This window comes from Edwardsiella piscicida (assembly GCF_021733145.1).
Classification (GTDB): domain Bacteria; phylum Pseudomonadota; class Gammaproteobacteria; order Enterobacterales; family Enterobacteriaceae; genus Edwardsiella; species Edwardsiella piscicida.
In genome coordinates this window covers 3,196,723-3,214,670 of the sequence record NZ_CP090968.1, presented here as the reverse complement: position 1 = coordinate 3,214,670, position 17,948 = coordinate 3,196,723, and the positions used below count along the sequence as shown (strand labels likewise).

The window sequence follows — 17,948 nt, the reverse complement described above, 5'->3', positions numbered from 1 at the left end:
AAATATTGACAGGCCTGTCGGCTATCCACCCGATATCCGCAAAGCTATCTACGCGATCAATACCGTCGAATTACTGAACAGCATTATCCTTGTGGATACCAAGAAACGCAGAGTGTTCCCGGCAGATGACTCGGTGCGCAGGGGGGATCACTGGTGGTACTGGCAGCATCGAGAACATGGATTATGTCGCGCTAGGGCTATCGGCTGGCGAGAGGGCGTTTTATTATCGAGCTCAGGTGACCGCCTGCGCGATCACCTGAGCTCAGTGGCCGTTACACTGCATGATTTACAGGGTCTGGATATTTCTTTAAAGTAATTTTTTTCAATGAATACCACAGGTGCTCTTTATCACTGTCTCTTAAGTTGGTTTGATTAAGCCTTTTCATAAAAGCGGCTTTGTCAGTCAACGGATCGCCCGCCGTTAACTGTGTCCTGATATCGGTAAGAATATTGGTGTTTAACATACTGATTTTGGCTCTTACCTGCTCCAAGGACTCAGGTTGCCAACCCTTTTCCGGCATCGATAGCCAGTCAGCGCGATAGCGATATTGAATCGCTTTAGCCGTATCCATTTGTGCCTGTATGAAGGGCTTTACTGATTCACCATCCAATCCTAACGTCGCGGCCTCGCGCATCGCGTTTGCTAATACTTTGGCTTCCTGAGGTAAATCTTCAATCGCCAGATGATGGTTCGCTTTGTACCCAGCAACGTCTTTCATGTAAGACAAACGCTGATTAATTAATGAAGCGATATCTTCGCTTGGTATCGACCTCGCCAATCCTGTCGTAGAGGAGAATAGCCAAGCTAAAATAAGTAATTTTCCTGTTATTTTACGACCCACTTAACATCCCCTCTATTTTAACAAGCCGGTTTGCAGGTGCAGTTAATGTCAATCTGCGTATTGCATTATTTCCCCGGGAAATATTTATCCACTAACGCATAGAGGATTGCTGCTGTTTCAGCATCAGCGATCCCGTCATAATTTTTTTGTCGGAAGTGAAGCTGAAATGCACGGATTAAATTCTTGTATCCGTTGTCTGTTCCAGCATCTGAAGTGTCATACCCGTATGTCTTTAACTTGGCGATGATATCTGCTTTCGCTGGCTGAGTTCGGCTGAACTGTGCCAGGTAGTTCTGCATAGTCGACTCCTGATACCATGCGCCGATACCTGCATCGTACAGCGCTTTCCACGGGAAAGCCGCCCCTGGATCGCTTTTTCTCCCCGGGGCGATATCACTGTGACCGACAACATTCGTAGGTGTAATATCGGGATAGCGCTGTAGGATATTAGTTGCCAGCGCTTTAATGGCTTCAATTTGCTCTGGATTATAAGGCGGGAAAATAAATATATTATTGTTTTCAGTGGCTAGATTGACTGTCTCTATACCGATGGCCGTGTCGTTTAGATTGCTACGCCCTGACCATGAGCTGACGCCTGCATGCCAGGCACGCTCATTTTCATCAACCAGGTTGAAAATACGCATATCCTTAAAGCCGGCATCAATATATGTTTTTTCTGAAGGGTCAGGGATAAGATAGTGGGTGCTTACAGAAGATCCGGTCAACGCGGTAACTGACGCCTTAAAATCAATAGCAGTGTAATGCATGACCAGGAATCGAACGCGACGACTGAAGCCTTTTACCGAGCGATAACTATTATAATCAATCAGATACATAGTAAACCCCTTTTCTTGTAGTGTCAGTCATTAATACCAGTACATATGACAACAAAGAGTATACAAAGTTGATCCAGGCATTATCTCTGAAGCATTTTTGTGGCGTAATTTGCTGTTAAGGTAGAAAAGTTCTACGTATCTAGGCTGTGCTTCTTATGCACTAGCGCTATAGTCATCGCCATTTCCACAATATATTGAACTATGGTTCGCTGCGATCCTCCCGATGACGCATGGATTTTCATTCAGCCTTGACCGTCGGCAGAGTCCGCAACGCCATGGACAGGCAGGTAGAGTATCGTATTTGAGGTACTGTGCTCAGGCGAGCCATGGCGTGGCATAGCTGAGCGATACAGCCTGCGGCGGGCTGTTTATAACCGTTTTAACCCGTGGTCAAAATCGGGATATCATTGATATTATTTTCGCGCGGCTGATATTTTTATTCGTGCAATGCCTATTGTCGGCCGTATAGAGATATGGCCTCTGCGGATATTCTTTTGTTTGGCGTTTCCGGCTGCGGCGAGCTTTGTCTGACCGGCGCAGCGCCATTCCGCGGGCGAGCCTCTCCGGCGGTGAGATTGAGTACCCGTACGCGGGGGCGAATCGCGGCGTCGGGGACGGTGATGACATGACGCTCTCGGTCCTGAGCGCAGTACCTCTTGCCGGCCGGGGGCGATATCCGTCGTGGATATGTGCGGCGTAGCGACAGGCAGAGGTGCGCAGGGGGCGCGGGTACCGGAGCGGCTTAGGGGGAGATGCCTGCGGCAGGAGGTCGGTCCGGTCGATCGCGGCTATAGCTGCCTGTATTCTCTATGTTGGGCCAGTTAATGGCTTTAACACGCAGTCCGGGGAGTCAGTCTGTGAAGCTCACCCGTGGCCAGCGGGAGGCGTGGCTGACCTTTATCCGGGAATGCGGTATGACGCAGACAGTCTACCCCCCGGAAGACGGAGGCGTTATTTTCATCTAACCCGTTTGTTGGCGGTAACGGGTATAAATCGTCTTCAAATATTATGTCGGTCAGGGATCGGATTAATGGAGGATATGAGCTCAACCTTATGTCGTGATAAATAACGCACCTGAATAGCGGATATTCATTAAAGCGTTATATTTGCGCTGCAACATGGATTAGAAATGGATTTCGTCTGAATCTTATGTTCAGGTCTCCCCCGCGGTTCAATACCTGTGTAAAGTAAAGCACGCGATCTTTCTTCCCCCTGGTGAAAAGTAACGTTATCTGGCATCAACATGCCACGTTATACCGAGTAACGGACGGCGTTTTCCCTGAAGCAGGCGAAAACCGGCAGGCGGGAACAGCGGTCTGGCGAAGAGGGCGATTTCTGAGGCTGCGTTTTGCCGGAGGGAGACGTGGTCTGGTGTGTCGTGCCAGGCCGCCAGCGTTACCTTGTGAACGCGGATGAACGTCTGAAGCCGCTAAGAGTGCGGGTTCTCTAATGGCTGTAGATGGACAATGGCCGCAGATTTATTTTTAAGGTCCAGGAACCCAGGGCCGGCGAAAACGGTATGGTCATGGGCTTCTCGTGGGCGGTTAAGCCTGCGGAGAATGTGCTGATCGCGTTATTGAATCGCTGAGTTCGAGATGGGGAGTGAATGTGCCTGGAGACTCCCCCGGCAAGATGCGCAGGAAAAGATAGAGCGATAGCAATATAACCACTATTGCTCCGGTTCATCGTTAAATAGCTAGAGGTCGGAGGAATGCATCCGAAGCCTGCAAAAGTGCCGGGAGTGATTATTTACCCTGATGCGAATTTCCGGCAAGCGGATTTGTCATGGTTTTATTGTCCTCAGCCGATTTTATTTTATTGGGATATGTGCTGGACATTCATGTTATGGCTTGGATTAGTCTGTAATCCCACATTGTGGCGAGTTAACAATCAGTCTGGTCGCCCTGCTGGACTGTCGCTGTGAATTACGCCTGATGACTTGATTGACGTTATTTTATGGATACATAGTATGAACCGAATCTACTCTCTCCGCTATAGCACCGTTGCCCGTGGATTTATTGCCGTTCCCGAATTTGCCAGGAAGTGTGTCTGCCAGATCGCCGGGAGATCTCCCCTGAACGCTGCGTTATTATTATCTCTGCTGGGATCTAGTAGCCTGGTGGAGGCCTCTATTGTTAGTTCGAATATTGGTTATCAGCAATACCGTGATTTTGCAGAAAATAAGGGTGCCTTTAAACCCGGAGCCACCAATATCTCTATCTATAATAAAAAAGGTGAGCAGATTGCGACGCTGAATAAGGCACCGATGCTGGACTTCAGTTCGGTGGATTCGGGCATCGGGGTTGCGACACTGATTAACCCCCAATATATCGTAAGCGTGAAGCATAACTCTGGATATCAGACCGTCGGCTTTGGTAATGGTGAGAATCAGTACAACATCGTGGCTCGGAACGAGCATGATTCTATCGATTTTCACGCGCCACGACTCAATAAGCTGGTTACCGAAGTCGCTCCCACCGCTGTCAGCGGCGCCTCACAGGAAGAAATACTTGACCCCTCGCGATTCACCGTATTTTACCGCGTGGGATCAGGGACGCAATATATTCAGGATGACGATGGCACTCTCACTGAAATAAGCGGGGCATACAACTATCTTACCGGAGGGCTATTACCTGCGTCGTATTACTCGCACGGTGGCCTGAGCGGAATTCAGGTGAATATGGGCGGGAATATCAATGATTATGGCGTTATGGCCAGTCGCCCCCGCCCCGGAGATAGCGGTTCACCCGTGTTTGGCTGGGATGCGGCTAATAAAAAATGGGTGTTGGTTGCGGTGCACGCGGCCAACGGTGGCGGGGTGACGTCGATAGAGAAATTGATACCCGGCGCTTTCATTTCACAGGTTTTTTCTGATGACAGCGACGCTCCGATCAGGTTTGATGCTTCGGCCGGGCACGAGCTCTCCTGGACCTTTGACGGTAGCCGGGGGATCGGAGCCTTAACGCAGGGAGCCTCGGTATATTCCATGCACGGGCAGCAGGGAGCCGATCTGAACGCGGGTAAGAATCTGGTATTTCTGGGACAGGCAGGGCTGATTGATCTGAAAAACAGCGTTTCACAGGGCGCAGGCTCCCTGACATTCCGCAATGACTACCGGGTAACCGCATCCACCGGGAGCACCTGGAGCGGTGCCGGGATTATTGTGGACAAGGATGCGTCCGTATACTGGCAGGTCAACGGTGTGAAGGGCGATAATCTGCATAAAATCGGTGAGGGAACGCTGGTTATACAGGGCGAGGGCGTCAATGAAGGAGGGCTGAAGGTGGGGGATGGCACCGTTGTCCTGCAGCAGCAGACAGATAAAGACGGCCGGGTTCAGGCCTTCGACAGCGTAAATATCGCCAGCGGTCGCCCCACCGTGGTGCTGTCTGATAACCGGCAGGTGCAGCCGGATAATATTTCCTGGGGGTATCATGGCGGTACGCTGGATATTAATGGCAATAGTCTTACCTTCCATCGTCTGAGGGCAGCGGACTATGGCGCGGTGTTGGCGAATAATGCGGAGGTTCGTGCCACGGTGGCCATGGATTATACCCTGTCACCGGGAAATGTAGCGCTGAATAGCTGGTCCGGCTCTCGCCAGGGAACTGTCGGAAGCCTTTATGAATACCGCAACCCTTATGCGAACACTACCGACTATTTCATCCTGAAAACCAATTCCTACGGTTATTTCCCGACGGATCAGCGCAGCAGCGATACGTGGGAGTACTTAGGTAATAACCTGGTCGATGCTCAAAAACAGGTGGCAGAAAGAGAGAATGCCCAAGGATATCTGTATCACGGTCAGCTAAAAGGGAATTTGAACGTGAGCAATGTCGTAGCCCCAGGCAGTAGCGGGAAGCTAGTGCTGGATGGCTCGGCAGATATATCCGGGAGTTTCACTCAGGAAAACGGACGCCTGACATTGCAGGGGCATCCGGTCATTCATGCGTATAACGATCGGGCTATCGCGGATAAGCTGGCCGCAACTGGTGATACGTCCGTGCGGACCCAGCCGACCTCTTTTGACCAAGAGGATTGGGAAAATAGGTCGTTCACCTTGGGTCGTCTGGTTCTGAAGAATACAGATTTTGGTTTAGGTCGTAACGCCACCCTGAATACCGCCATTGACGCCAGTAACTCCGTTGTCACGCTGGGTGACGACCGGGTATTTATTGATCAAAAAGATGGCGCAGGAACAGATTTTCGCCTGAGCGAGGGCATATCAGCGGCCCGTAACCAGGCTGAGAGGAGCGTATTTAATGGCAGCGCCGCGCTGAGCGGGAACAGCCAGCTGAATATTGTGAATGCTCTCTTTAACGGTGATATTACCGGCTATTCAGGTACACATGTGCAGCTGGCGCAGGGCGGCATATGGAACATGACGCAAGACTCCTCTCTTGATGTTTTGCAAAGCCGCGATGGGGTGCTTTCCCTGGTGACGGCCCGCTGGAAACCGAAGACATTGACGGTAAATACTCTGGATGCCAGCAACCTGCGCATTGGTCTGGGGGTTAATACATCGGACAACGCTAGTGACCGAATCGATATCCTGAATCAGGCTAAGGGCGAACATAATATTCTGGATATGTCTTACCTGTTTGACCAGACGGTGCAGCTAACGAATGACCTTACTCTGGCTTCGGCACCGGCGGGGACATCGCACGGCTATTTCTCTTTTGCCAGCCTGAATCGTGGCTTTACGGTATACACCCCGGACACACAGATCGTGGAGAAGGATGGCCGAGTTCAGTGGCAGTTGAAGCACAGCGCCATTCTGGAGAGCGCTGACAGTGCGATGACGCCGGCTGGCGATGGGAGCAATGGCGCTTCAGGCTCCGCTGGCAACGGCGCGGGCGGTTCGTCGTCGGGCAACGGCGTGGGAGATCCGCCGTCGGGCAGCGGCGCGGGGGATCCGTCGTCGGGCAGCGGCGCGGGCGGTTCGTCGTCGGGCAATGGCGCGGGCGGTTCGTCGTCGGGCAGCGGCGCGGGCGGTTCGTCGTCGGGCAATATCAGCACGCCGGTTAATGGGGAGCATCTGTTCAGGAAAGAGGATAATACGGCGCTGCTGAAAAAGGCACGGAGTATGTTTGCCGCACGGGAATATATCCTCAGTGACCACGTAGATCACTGGGAACAGATTATTGATTACACGGATGCGCAGAGCGGGGCATGGGCCATGACTGGCTATAGCCACGGTGGTTATGACGCCTATAGCGTGAGGCAGAACGGCCTGGATTTCGGTTTCAGAAAGCACGGTGATTCAGGTGAATTCTGGGGCACGGCGGTGGAGCTATATGATGGCAACAGCAGCGCTACGGGGTTCCGCGATGATTACAGAGTATGGGGCGTCAGCCTTTTCGCCGGCCAGACATTAGCATCAGGCCTGTTTGTGGATGGTTCTGCGGGATACCGACAGCTGTCTGAGACATTTTCCGTTCAGGGCGATCTGAATGATCTGTCTGGGAATGTGAAGAGCCATATTGCCACCGCTGGCGCCCGGATTGGGTGGCGGATAGATCTTAAAGACGCCGATATCGCTATCACGCCATCAGTCTCTGTGAACGGGGCCCGTATCGATGGCAATTATCTGCAGGGCAATGGCCGGTCGGCAGAACTGCATGCGGGGGGGCGCTGTGGCTGAAGGCTGGAGTGATGGTGGAGAAGGACTTTGGGATACTGTCGATTAAATCCGGGTTATCCCGGAATATTACGCTGAATGAGATGCCGGGTATCACGCTTACTGATAACTGGAGGGCAAGACACTATAACGCGGAGCGCGCCGATCGCTATACCGCCTCCGTGGGGCTTGACGGCAGAGTGACGGAAAAACTGCATGTACAGCTGACGCTGAACAGCAGTTTTGACGGGGACTTTAAGACAGACGGTGAGGGGGGGCTGGGAATACGCTATAGCTTCTGATATTTGGAGTCTGTATCCGTGGTTATGTCATCTCCTGATTTTGATCTGTTTAATCCAGTATCAAAATCAGGTTGATTGATGGCGAAAAACGGTTGTGCTTTCGATTATTGGGTTATCTTGTTGGTCGGTAAAAATACCGATAGTTGATTTCAATAATTGACAATTTAGGGCATGGCAGATGCTTGGCTCTAATTATCTGAATAATGAAAACTAAATGATGATGCTCCTTATAAAATATTTTGGCACAGCAGGGTGTGCCATTGGTAACGATATGTCATCAACCCATACATTCTTTGACTCTCAGTCCATCGATGATAGGGGGGCATGGTTGAGGCTGTGACTTAATCATAATATGGGGCCGCTCTCTATCCTTGGTGAGGGAGCGGTGCTGTTGTCGATGTGGAATCAATCACCAGATGCGAGATTTCACCCCCGGGGGGCGATGGCGTTAACCGACTAGGAACGTTTACTGGTATTGCTGTAATCCGGGGTGCGCATGGGATGTCCATCAGGTAAACTGGGAGTCAATAAAGCCCTGTACGACCCGCAGGATGAGCTTGAATACATGTTTAATCATCAGAGTAGTTGCGGTGGCAAGGTCAGAATAGCGCAGAGATCGCCACTGTGATGAGGGGCTGACCATACAGACTGAGTTATCTTGTCATCCAGCCAGAACGCGATAGATCCTCGGTCGATAAGGGCTTTGTTATCATGGTACCAGTAGGTGATTTTGCGCTTCTGCTTTGTCATGGAGCGACCAGCGTTGTGGGATGATGTGTGAGTTGATCCGCCAACTCAGCAATAGTTCGATTTATTCAACAATATCTCGTCATACCTGAAGACTGGGTTGATATAAGGTGGGGGTAGGGCTCTTAGCTTCAATCGATGGGAGTGAACGCTTTACTTATTGCGTTACATAACCTTATTATTTTCGTTGACGCAGAGCATAATGGGGTAGCCTGTGTAGCCAATAAAGAATGTATTGCTATTTACTCTTTTTATTATTAAGTAATGACTGCCTTCAAACATTTTCTTAATTAATAGACTGTTTTTTATGTCATCTGCCTCCGCATCCTGTAGTATTAACTTTGAATAAGTTTTATCTATTTCAAATAGACCTCTATTGACATCTATTAATTTGTAGTGGAATCCACTCTCTCCATTTATTTTGTGAAGTGTGTTACTAACATATAACTTACCAATAATATGAGCTACGCCCGTATTATTATTTAAGAGGTCAAATGATATGATTCCTTTGATGTGCTCATCATTTGCCATATAGATGTCTATATCACCTTTACAGTGCATGGCGATGGTTGTTTCTCTTTTAAATATAAAAAAACCAAGAGTGGCTAGAGCTGCGATTAATGCAACCAAGAATGCTATTGTTATTTTGTTCATATAACATTCCTTGATTCATTCTTACAATAAATAAATGCATTTGAATTTTCAGGGTCTTTTTTACACCATGAAATCAACTCTCTTCCCTTTTGCTCATGGTTAAAATAAATAAAATAATCAAATGACGCATTGCAATCCTTTAGCCGCTTTAATTCACTGGCGTTGGAGAGAAACGTCGTAGTGTTTGATAGAGAGTATATGTTACACTCAATAGTGTTATTAGTGATGGGTTGAAATTTAAACTTTGGTAGTTGCTGTTCATTCTTGCTCACAAAAAAAATTGCTAAAAAAGATAGTAAAAATAGACCTGTGCATATTGATATTATGGTAGTGTTTAGTTTTTGTTTCGTTTTATCCTTTCCTTTTTCAGGAAATAATTTAAGGGGAGGGGACTCCTGGATGAGGGTAATAGCAATGGTTTTATCTATCATAAAACCAATTTTAGGTATGGTAACTATAGTATCTTTGGGTAGGCCTACGTCGAACAGTTGTCTTCTTAATAAACTAATATATTGGTTCAGATTCGCGTTAGAGGATCGTAAGCCGTGATCATCCCAGACCAGTTTAAATAGGGTGTCACGTGTTACAGGTATGCCCTGATTGAGAATTAGCAGATGTAGCAAACGGTTCGCTGATGGCGCGAGTAGGATCGCATCACCATCCACAGTGGCTTTCAATTCGGCTTCTTGCTCATTATAAAGCACATTTTCATTAAGCCTGTACATACCCGCCAACCCCTTAAACATCAGCATGAGTAGTGATTGCCACGTTCTTAAACTATATATCAAAATGGAGCAAATGCACATGTTGCGGGATAAAAATATAAAAAATAAATAAAAAGCAGTTAAAAAATCTTAGTTTGTGCATTTTTTGGATTTTTATATTATAGGTATACAGTTTAAGATAATATCTGTGGGTGCTAATCATTGTGGGTGCCAAGGGATTTTAATGAATAGACGTTATATTACCCAGGGAGAGTGGAGAAAATTAATCAGCTCGATACCTGATACACCTGAGTATGCTAGAGATAGATGTTTACTCTATATGATGTATATGCATGGTTTAAGAGTTAGTGAACTATTAAACATTACAATATCGAATCTGGATTTAGAGAGTGGTGAGGTTTATATTCGCCGCCGTTAAAAACGGCTTGTCTACGACACATCCTATTCAGGATGAGGAGGGGAAGTCATTAGTTGCATGGTTACAGAGGAGGCATGAAATACTCAATGGTGTCAGCTATCCATGGCTTTTTATCTCTAAACGTAAGACACGACTATCTAGACAACAAGTATATGTATTAGTTCGACGCTATGGTGAGAAGGCTAATCTGCCGATCCGTTTACATCCACATGTGCTCAGGCATGCCTGTGGCTATGCTCTGGCTGATCAAGGTATTGATACTCGATTGATTCAAGACTATTTGGGACATCGAAATATTAGACATACGGTACATTATACCGCGAGTAATTGTAAGCGTTTCTCTCGCGTATGGAAGCAAGATTAACGGGAGCTCCATTATGGAGCCCCTTTATATATATTGCAAACTCACTCTCCTTAATAAAACAAGTATGCATATGTATGCAATATGATGACTCGCCATGGTGGCGAATCGCGAGTAATAGCTTGTGCGAATAATCATTGGTTGTTTATTAATGATGTCTTCCTTTGTTGGTGAGCGTTGGCAGGCCGCTAGCGATACTTTACCAAACAGAAAATTTAGCAAACATGGTTGAGTAAATAATAGTGTGATGGTGTCTATAGAATATTTTTCTGTGTGGAAGATAATTTTTTTGTGATTGGTTGTTAATCGTGTTATATATTTTCACAATACTCATCGTTGATCATAAGGTTATCTCTCACTCTTTCCTTAACAATATATTTTATTTATTATTTTGAATTGCTAGTAATATAGGGTTGGCTAACAATATATTAATGCTGTTCTAGGGGGAGAGGGCGCGACGTTATCCATTATTGTACTCAGGTGTTTAAGGTGTTGCATAACCGATGCATTGATAGTTGACTTTTGCATTTGTTTATTTATAATACAATTTCATTTATTCTAGGACCATAGCAAGGTTATAAAGATTAGTTAGTAAGTTATTAGATATACTCCGCTTTTTAGCATCTTCATCTATTACCCTCTTATCTTTATCTACGTTATTTACTCTGTTACGGCCTCAAGATCACTACCCTCTAACTCCCAGGAATTACAGATGTCTAAACGTAAGCACCTTACCCAATCCGAAGTTGAGCGACTGTTACAGCAAGCTCGCTATTCGTACTTCGCAGAACGCAATTATTGTATGATTTATATGGGATTTATACATGGGTTACGCGTGAGTGAATTACTGAGTTTGCGCCTGTCAGATATTGACTTAGATGATCAATCAATCTATATCCATCGATTGAAAAATGGGCTCTCGACCAACCATCCATTGCTACCAGAAGAGGTTGAGGTGATCAGGGTATGGCTGCATGCACGCAGGAAAATTCGCTATGCGGCCGACTCTGAGTGGCTCTTCCTCTCTCGCTTAGGTACACGCCTGACTCGGCAACAGTTCTATAAAATCATCACTGACTATGGTAAGAAAGCCGAAATTTCGATTTGTTCGCATCCGCACATGTTACGTCATGCTTGTGGCTATGCCTTAGCGGATCGGGGAATCGATACCCGACTGATTCAAGACTACCTTGGGCATCGTAACATTCGCCATACGGTACGCTATACCGCGAGTAATGCGGCTCGATTTCAGGGAGTGTGGCAGCGTAAAAAGCGCCTTGTAACGGGTCAATTAGGACCAAAGTGTCAGGTCCCTCGGTTGGTTCGCTTATCATCCATATAATTGGGCGCAAATCCATCATCCACCTCCTAATTTTATTGATCTAAATCAAATAACAATCACTTTTTCCCCTTCCTTATCTTCTTTTGTCTGTTTTGTATCCACCTCTCTCTATCGCTAAATCAGGCATAGCCTCGTTCTCCCTTCCTCTTTCGAAAGTTAAAAAAACCGAATTTGATCAATATGTTGGTTTTATTAACTGTTTTTTAGTTTTTAAAAGGTTGTTTAAACCAAAGTGGTCAAAATGGTCCTAATTGTGTCGTTGGTCGATCTATTTTTATCCAGTTTTTGGGCGGTACTTATGGAGTTGAGTCAGCGTCAGATTTGGGAAAAATCCGTCACCGCAGCCAACGGTGCATGGCGCACCCCTGCGTGCATAAAACACTTGGGGGTTTTACCCCTCGACTTGTCTGTTGCGTGGTGGGGATTATATAAAAATGCCCCCATTACTCGTGTCGATGTTGCCTTGGCTTTTCGCATTTCTCCGCGTCAGGCCGGTAAGTTGCTTGATTCGCTCTCCCTGATTGACTCGATTGTTTGCCAGCTAGGATGGCAAACCGTCGATTGTGGGTACAAGCAGTTTACCGTGCGTATTTTACAAGTGGATGGCAGACAAACTGTTCCTGAACCACAGGGGCTGCAGGAGGAGATGACTCGGCCGGCTTTGTCTATCTCCAGGAAGGAGTGGCAGAGCACTTGCCTATCTCCGGCAAAGAGACCGCGAGTCAACCAGCCATCATTGTGCATTATTGAGGGTTGTGCTTATACACGTGAAGCGTTACGACATGTATTGTCTGTAGAGACTAATCAACTTTACTTATTTAGTGATACTCATTGTTTTTATGAGCATTACGCCTCACTAGCAATATCACATTTATTAATTTCACCATCATTTAAGAGTATTGGCGACTCATTGGCGTTACTTCGCTGGTTGTGTTCACAGCGTGCTGCTCCCCATATTGCTGTGATGCCAGATCGTCAGGTTCATAGTTTAACGATGGCCTTGCTACGTGGTCACTTTCCTCTTTTTGGTAAAAATTGGGAGATAAATAAATTATATGGAGAGATGGCCATTTGGTTAAATGAACCAGAGCCGCAACAGCATGGTTTTATGCCGGAGGAAGCGGTTGATACATTGACTGATTTTGAGTGGGAAACCATTTACTCCACTATGAAAAGTATTCCTTTGCAGAAAGTCGCTGAACGTCGAGGCGTCAATGTTAAGGCCGTATATGCACGGCGTCAAAAGGCACTAAGAAAAATAGGTGTGTTTGATACGCGAACATTTCGGCAACTACTGAATTTTTGTAGTAATAAAAGCATTATTAACAGAATGCCAGATGAGGGTGTACTACTGACTTAATAACATCCTCTGCGAGGAGGACGCATTATATGAAGAATAAGCGCTATGGTCGAGGTTAATGGGTGAGTTATCCATCTATCGGTTTCATTTAATATGGGATGTGGGTTAGCGTAGGGTGAAAGATGAAAAAGGATAGTCCAAAAAACATCATATATATACTGTCTTCTCTGCCAACTAGAAAAAGAGGATTACGGAAACCGTGTACATCCTGTGCAGAGCAGAGTGAACGATTGCCACACCAGGGATATGCCATTGTACGTTGTGAGCGTGTAATTGGTTGGTTGACGATTGCCTTGCAGATTGCCTTTCCGCTCGGTCTTTCTTTTACCCCTGCCATCGCACAGGCGCCAAAGGTTGATGAGCGGGCGTTATTGGCGAGTGCGACGCAACCCTATGTGTTGAAAGAGGGGGAATCGGTGACGACTGTGGCGCAAAAGCTGGGTATCTCGGTAGCACAATTGAAGCAGGTTAATGCATACCGAATTTTTGCGCGTGGATTTGAGCATGTGGGCGTCGGTGATGAGATCGACATACCCGTGGATATGTCATCGCTGAATACTCAGGCGGGGCAAGCGCCCAAGTTATCGTCTGCCATGAGGGAACCCTCTCGGGCGGAAAAAGAGGCTCAGGCAGTGGGTCAGTTGATGAGTGTGGGGGCGACACTTTCTTCGACTCGTCCTTCGGAGGCGGCGGCGGGTATGGCTCGCTCCATGGCGACCAATGCGGCGAATGAAGAAATTCAACAGTGGTTAAGTAAGTATGGTACGGCTCGCGTTCAACTGAATCTAGATAAAAACTTTTCCTTGAGTGAAAGCGCATTGGACTGGTTTATCCCGGTATGGGATAGCGCGAACCTCACTGCATTTACTCAACTTGGGGCGCGGAATAAAGATCGGCGTAACACCATTAACCTCGGGGTAGGCGCTCGAACCTTGCTAGATCGTTGGATGTTGGGCGTTAACATGTTCTACGACCATGATCTGACAGGACATAACTCACGCTTGGGTATTGGTGCTGAGGCGTGGACGGACTATTTGCAGTTGTCGACTAACGGCTATATGCGGCTGAGTAATTGGCATCAGTCCCGCGATTTTGCGGATTATGATGAGCGCGCCGCCAATGGTTTTGATATCCGGGCTAACGCGTGGTTACCGGCTTTGCCTCAGTTGGGGGGAAAGTTAGTGTATGAACAGTATATCGGGGAGAATGTTGCCTTATTCGGCAAGGAGAATCTGCAACGTAACCCGTATGCACTGACAGCCGGGGTCAACTATACGCCATTCCCACTATTAACCGTTGGTGTCGATGAGCGTTTGGGCAAGGCTGGGCGCAATGATACTCAGTTTAGTATTCAGTTGAGCTATCGTCCTGGCCTTAGCTGGCAGTCACAAATCGATCCTAGCTCGGTAGCGGCAATTCGTCAGATTGCTGAAAGTCGTTATAACCTAGTCGATCGTAATAATGATATTGTCTTGGAATATAAAAAGCAGGAAGTTATTAAGCTTGCATTGTCTCATCATGCTATTAATGATTTGGCTGGGGCGGTGTATACCGTTAGTGCAAATCTGAAAAGTAAATATGCGCTAGATCAGGTGAGTTGGCAAGATGGTGGATTAGTTGCCGCCGGCGGGCAATTGACCGTTATAGATAAAAACCATTTTAGTCTGATGTTGCCGCCTTATCGGCCGGCTCAAGCTAAAAGCGATGCTCACCAAACATCGACTGCGGAGATTGCTGCAAATACTTATCAATTAATCGCTGTAGCCTTTGATAACCAGGGGAACCAATCCAATAGTGAGACGTTGAGGGTCGTGGTACAGCCTCCTCAGGTAACCGCACAGGGTACGTTCGTTATTAGCGGTGACGGGGCGCGGGCGAATGGTAGCGATAAGATTGGTGTCGATTTTATTATAAAAGATACCAATGGTAATCCGCTCGCTAACCGAGAGGTGGTGTTTCACACCAACAATGGCGCCCAGCCGGGGACGATTACCGTCACTACCGATGATAATGGCATCGCTCACTTTGATGTGACTAATACTAGCGCAGGTACGACCCATGTGAGTGCGACCTTCGATGATCAGACTCAGGGCGTCGATATTACCTTCGCCAATGCGGTGAATAGTGTCATCGTCACGGGATTAGTTAATGGTTATCCCTTGGTCGGAACGCCGTTACATGCCGAGGTGACATGTGCGACGGGTGAGTGCCCGGCTTCATTGACTTATCAGTGGCAGATAGAAGATGCCATTAATAGTGGTAACTATGTCGATATTCCCGCCGCAACAGCGGTTGATTATATCCCGGTGGGAACGGATCAGAAGCGTCGTATTCAAGTAGTGATTGGGGGAGAGGGAACGCCAGCTATACCGTAATTATGGAGGTTTAATTTATTTACTATCTAACTGCGTCGTGTAATGACCTGTCGGGCTAATGGCAATGTGATATGTGGAATCTATCCACAAAATATGTGTAGTGAAAATATAAAACTGGAGAGTTTAATAATGAAGGTAGGGATCATGCAATTTAATAAAAAAGCGCTTTTGGCTTCTGTCATTTTGGCCATTTCTGGCGCGGCTCTCGCTGCGACGTCTACGCCGACAGATACCGTTAAAGGGCATATACCGGCTTATGCTGATATCGGCATCCAATTCCATGATGTGGATGGCAATGGTCTGGTGAATGTGGACGATACGATCTCCATCGATAAGGGTGCCTTCCAGGATGTGGATGGCGATACGGAGGGGACGGCGACATATCAGTGGTATCGAGATGGAACCGCCATCACGGGTGAGACGGGGGATAGTTATACCTTAACCGCAGCGGATATCGGACACAGTATCAAGGTTGGCGTGACTGCGCATACCGACCCGACGAATACCGATCCTGCCGACGGCAGCGAGCAGCTCTCCTCGCGTGGCGGTAACATCGATGGTAGCGGCGATGGTTCTGTCACCACGGATGGCAACGATGTTCTCTCCGTGGCCATTACGGGTATGACTAACGGTTATCCGCTGGTTGGCGAGCAATTGACCGCCGTCGCCACCTGTACGACCGGGGCAACCTGTACTGGCACGGTGAATTACCAGTGGAAGATTGAGTCAGCCATTGGCTCGGGGGTTTATGTCGACATTGGTGGCGCGACCAGCAGCACCTATACCCCGGTCGGTACCGATCAGAAGCGCAAGATCCAGGTCGATGCGACGAGAGGATAAAGCAAGAGAGTGATAATGCGTGATCCCTCACCCGCAAGTAGGTTAATTCGTCAGCCTAGGGTGTCGGTGAGAGCGCAATATACCCGCCAGGCATGATGCCTGGCGGGTATTGTAGAGTAGAGGCGCCGCAAAGAGTAGCCGTACGGGAACAGACGCTGGAGATAATTACATGAGAACAATACGCAGGACGGGATGTTCCCCGGCCATTGCGCTGATGTTAGGGTTACTGGGCGGGGGCCCGGCGTGGGCGGCATCAAGCGATACCGATCCGGTTCAAGGACATGTCCCGACGGTAAGTGGCGTGGCGATAGCTCCTATCACGGGTAATCCGCTGGAGGGGGATATATTGCGATCCGATGGTCCACCCTTATTTAATGATGTGGATGGCGATACCGAGCTGAATAGCCAATTACATTGGTATCGTGAAGGCGAGGACGCCGTGATAGATACCGGTGAGAAGCATACTTTGATAGTCGATGATATCGGCAAAAAAATAATATATGGCTATACGCCTGCGACCGATCCGGCCACTAGCGAACCATACTTGGGAGAAGAGGTGCGATCGGACGCATCATTAGTGGTACAAGGGATGCCAGCTGCGCTTAACTCAATATTTGCGCTGGATAAGCCCACGGTAATCGGCGATGGCAGCGACACGGCCACGCTAACGCTCACGCTGAGGGATAGCGAGAATCGACCCGTTACAGGCATAGAGAGCCGTTTAACATTACGTTATGAGATCCAGGATGGATTCAGCGATGGCTCTCCTGTTATCACTCACCCAGTAGAGTCCACAGCAGGCTCGGGGGTTTATACGGCAACAGTGAAGAGTTCGTCTTTTGGTCAAGTGTCGGTGACGCCTGAGCTCAGTGGCACCGATCTCGCGATGACGCCGACGAGTCTGGCTATCACCTTTGCTGCCGTCACGGGACTGACAACAACAGTGAATCCATATCAGTTCTCGGCAAGCTCTGGCTTCCCGACCACGGCATTTACCGGCGCAGCTTTCCAGGTACTTATTAACGATAATGCCGCCAATAATGGCCAATATACATGGTCGACGGATCAACCGGGCTGGACGAGCGTTGATGCTTCAGGAGGCGTCCGTATTATGGGGAAACCATCGAGTGCGACCAATTCAGTGACGCTCAGTGCAGAGCCAAAAGCGGGCGGGAGTACGGTAAGCTACACCTTTACTGTTAATGCATGGTTTGAACATGACAGTACTTATGCGTTATGGACCGAAGCTCAGGATTGGTGTAGCGATAAAGGCGGACTTGCCTTAGGTCCCCAAGTCTCCAATGGGAAAAACACGGCACGTACAGTAGGTCCGCTGTGGAATGAGTGGGGTAATCTGACGAGTTATAAAGTTGGTTTTGTTAATAACTATCATTGGACCTCCGAGACTGCGACAGGGCCAAATGGTGCCGGCCACGCGAATGCGCGTACGACTGATGGCGATATCTCGGGGAACTACAATTATAGTCGCGCTTATGTACTTTGCCGACTGGCGCTGTAGTAAGGTT

Annotated in this window: 10 protein-coding genes and 2 pseudogenes; 7 read left to right on the top strand and 5 right to left on the bottom strand. The window is 48.0% G+C overall.

The annotated features are described in order from the left end of the window. Positions 1 to 272 precede the first annotated feature (272 nt). Entirely contained in the window at positions 273 to 842 is a 570-nt protein-coding gene (locus L1P05_RS14605) for a chorismate mutase (protein ID WP_012849868.1), read from the bottom strand. A 65-nt stretch (positions 843 to 907) separates the two neighbouring features. Further along, positions 908 to 1,678, bottom strand: coding sequence for an N-acetylmuramoyl-L-alanine amidase (locus tag L1P05_RS14600; RefSeq protein ID WP_012849867.1), 771 nt, complete (start codon positions 1,676 to 1,678; stop codon positions 908 to 910). Between the two features lie 1,969 nt (positions 1,679 to 3,647). Between L1P05_RS14600 and L1P05_RS14595 the strand changes: the two are divergent. Beyond that, a pseudogene (locus tag L1P05_RS14595) lies at positions 3,648 to 7,600 on the top strand (S6 family peptidase). 508 nt (positions 7,601 to 8,108) lie between these two features. On the opposite strand, the gene L1P05_RS17575 reads toward L1P05_RS14595, so the two are convergent. The 3 genes from L1P05_RS17575 to L1P05_RS14575 all read right to left on the bottom strand — a co-directional run bounded on the left by L1P05_RS17575 (position 8,109) and on the right by L1P05_RS14575 (position 9,753). Next, complete coding sequence (locus L1P05_RS17575) at positions 8,109 to 8,177, bottom strand: hypothetical protein (RefSeq protein ID WP_417926538.1); 69 nt, start codon at positions 8,175 to 8,177, stop codon at positions 8,109 to 8,111. A 335-nt stretch (positions 8,178 to 8,512) separates the two neighbouring features. Then, a complete protein-coding gene (locus tag L1P05_RS14580; RefSeq protein WP_012849861.1) occupies positions 8,513 to 9,001 on the bottom strand; it encodes a hypothetical protein in 489 nt (162 codons plus the stop codon). After that, on the bottom strand, positions 8,998 to 9,753 hold the full coding sequence (locus tag L1P05_RS14575; protein WP_012849860.1) for a winged helix-turn-helix domain-containing protein: 756 nt from the start codon (positions 9,751 to 9,753) through the stop codon (positions 8,998 to 9,000). Before L1P05_RS14575 ends, L1P05_RS14580 begins: the two co-directional genes overlap by 4 nt. Positions 9,754 to 9,949: 196 nt before the next feature. Here L1P05_RS14575 and L1P05_RS14570 point away from each other — a divergent pair. The 6 genes and pseudogenes from L1P05_RS14570 to L1P05_RS14545 all read left to right on the top strand — a co-directional run bounded on the left by L1P05_RS14570 (position 9,950) and on the right by L1P05_RS14545 (position 17,941). Beyond that, positions 9,950 to 10,508: pseudogene (locus L1P05_RS14570) on the top strand (tyrosine-type recombinase/integrase). 709 nt (positions 10,509 to 11,217) lie between these two features. Next, positions 11,218 to 11,847, top strand: a complete 630-nt coding sequence (locus tag L1P05_RS14565; RefSeq protein WP_071818539.1) for a tyrosine-type DNA invertase — start codon at positions 11,218 to 11,220, stop codon at positions 11,845 to 11,847. Positions 11,848 to 12,145: 298 nt separating this feature from the next. Continuing rightward, complete coding sequence (locus L1P05_RS14560; RefSeq protein ID WP_226079112.1) at positions 12,146 to 13,207, top strand: hypothetical protein; 1,062 nt, start codon at positions 12,146 to 12,148, stop codon at positions 13,205 to 13,207. Between the two features lie 122 nt (positions 13,208 to 13,329). Further along, entirely contained in the window at positions 13,330 to 15,582 is a 2,253-nt protein-coding gene (locus L1P05_RS14555) for a ZirU family protein (protein ID WP_012849853.1), read from the top strand. 144 nt (positions 15,583 to 15,726) lie between these two features. Next, positions 15,727 to 16,422, top strand: a complete 696-nt coding sequence (locus tag L1P05_RS14550; protein ID WP_226079110.1) for a ZirU family protein — start codon at positions 15,727 to 15,729, stop codon at positions 16,420 to 16,422. 214 nt (positions 16,423 to 16,636) lie between these two features. After that, positions 16,637 to 17,941 carry an invasin domain 3-containing protein gene (locus L1P05_RS14545; protein ID WP_226079108.1) on the top strand — a complete coding sequence of 435 codons (1,305 nt, stop codon included), beginning with the start codon at positions 16,637 to 16,639 and terminating at the stop codon, positions 17,939 to 17,941. Positions 17,942 to 17,948: the final 7 nt, after the last annotated feature.

What these genes read in the sequence shown, in the direction of transcription:
- L1P05_RS14600 (WP_012849867.1), bottom strand. Translation starts at nt 1,678, where the DNA reads ATGTATCTGATTGATTATAATAGTTATCGCTCGGTAAAAGGCTTCAGT.
- L1P05_RS14580 (WP_012849861.1), bottom strand. Translation starts at nt 9,001, where the DNA reads ATGAACAAAATAACAATAGCATTCTTGGTTGCATTAATCGCAGCTCTA.
- L1P05_RS14575 (WP_012849860.1), bottom strand. Translation starts at nt 9,753, where the DNA reads ATGCTGATGTTTAAGGGGTTGGCGGGTATGTACAGGCTTAATGAAAAT.
- L1P05_RS14565 (WP_071818539.1), top strand. Translation starts at nt 11,218, where the DNA reads ATGTCTAAACGTAAGCACCTTACCCAATCCGAAGTTGAGCGACTGTTA.
- L1P05_RS14560 (WP_226079112.1), top strand. Translation starts at nt 12,146, where the DNA reads ATGGAGTTGAGTCAGCGTCAGATTTGGGAAAAATCCGTCACCGCAGCC.
- L1P05_RS14555 (WP_012849853.1), top strand. Translation starts at nt 13,330, where the DNA reads ATGAAAAAGGATAGTCCAAAAAACATCATATATATACTGTCTTCTCTG.
- L1P05_RS14550 (WP_226079110.1), top strand. Translation starts at nt 15,727, where the DNA reads ATGCAATTTAATAAAAAAGCGCTTTTGGCTTCTGTCATTTTGGCCATT.
- L1P05_RS14545 (WP_226079108.1), top strand. Translation starts at nt 16,637, where the DNA reads ATGTTAGGGTTACTGGGCGGGGGCCCGGCGTGGGCGGCATCAAGCGAT.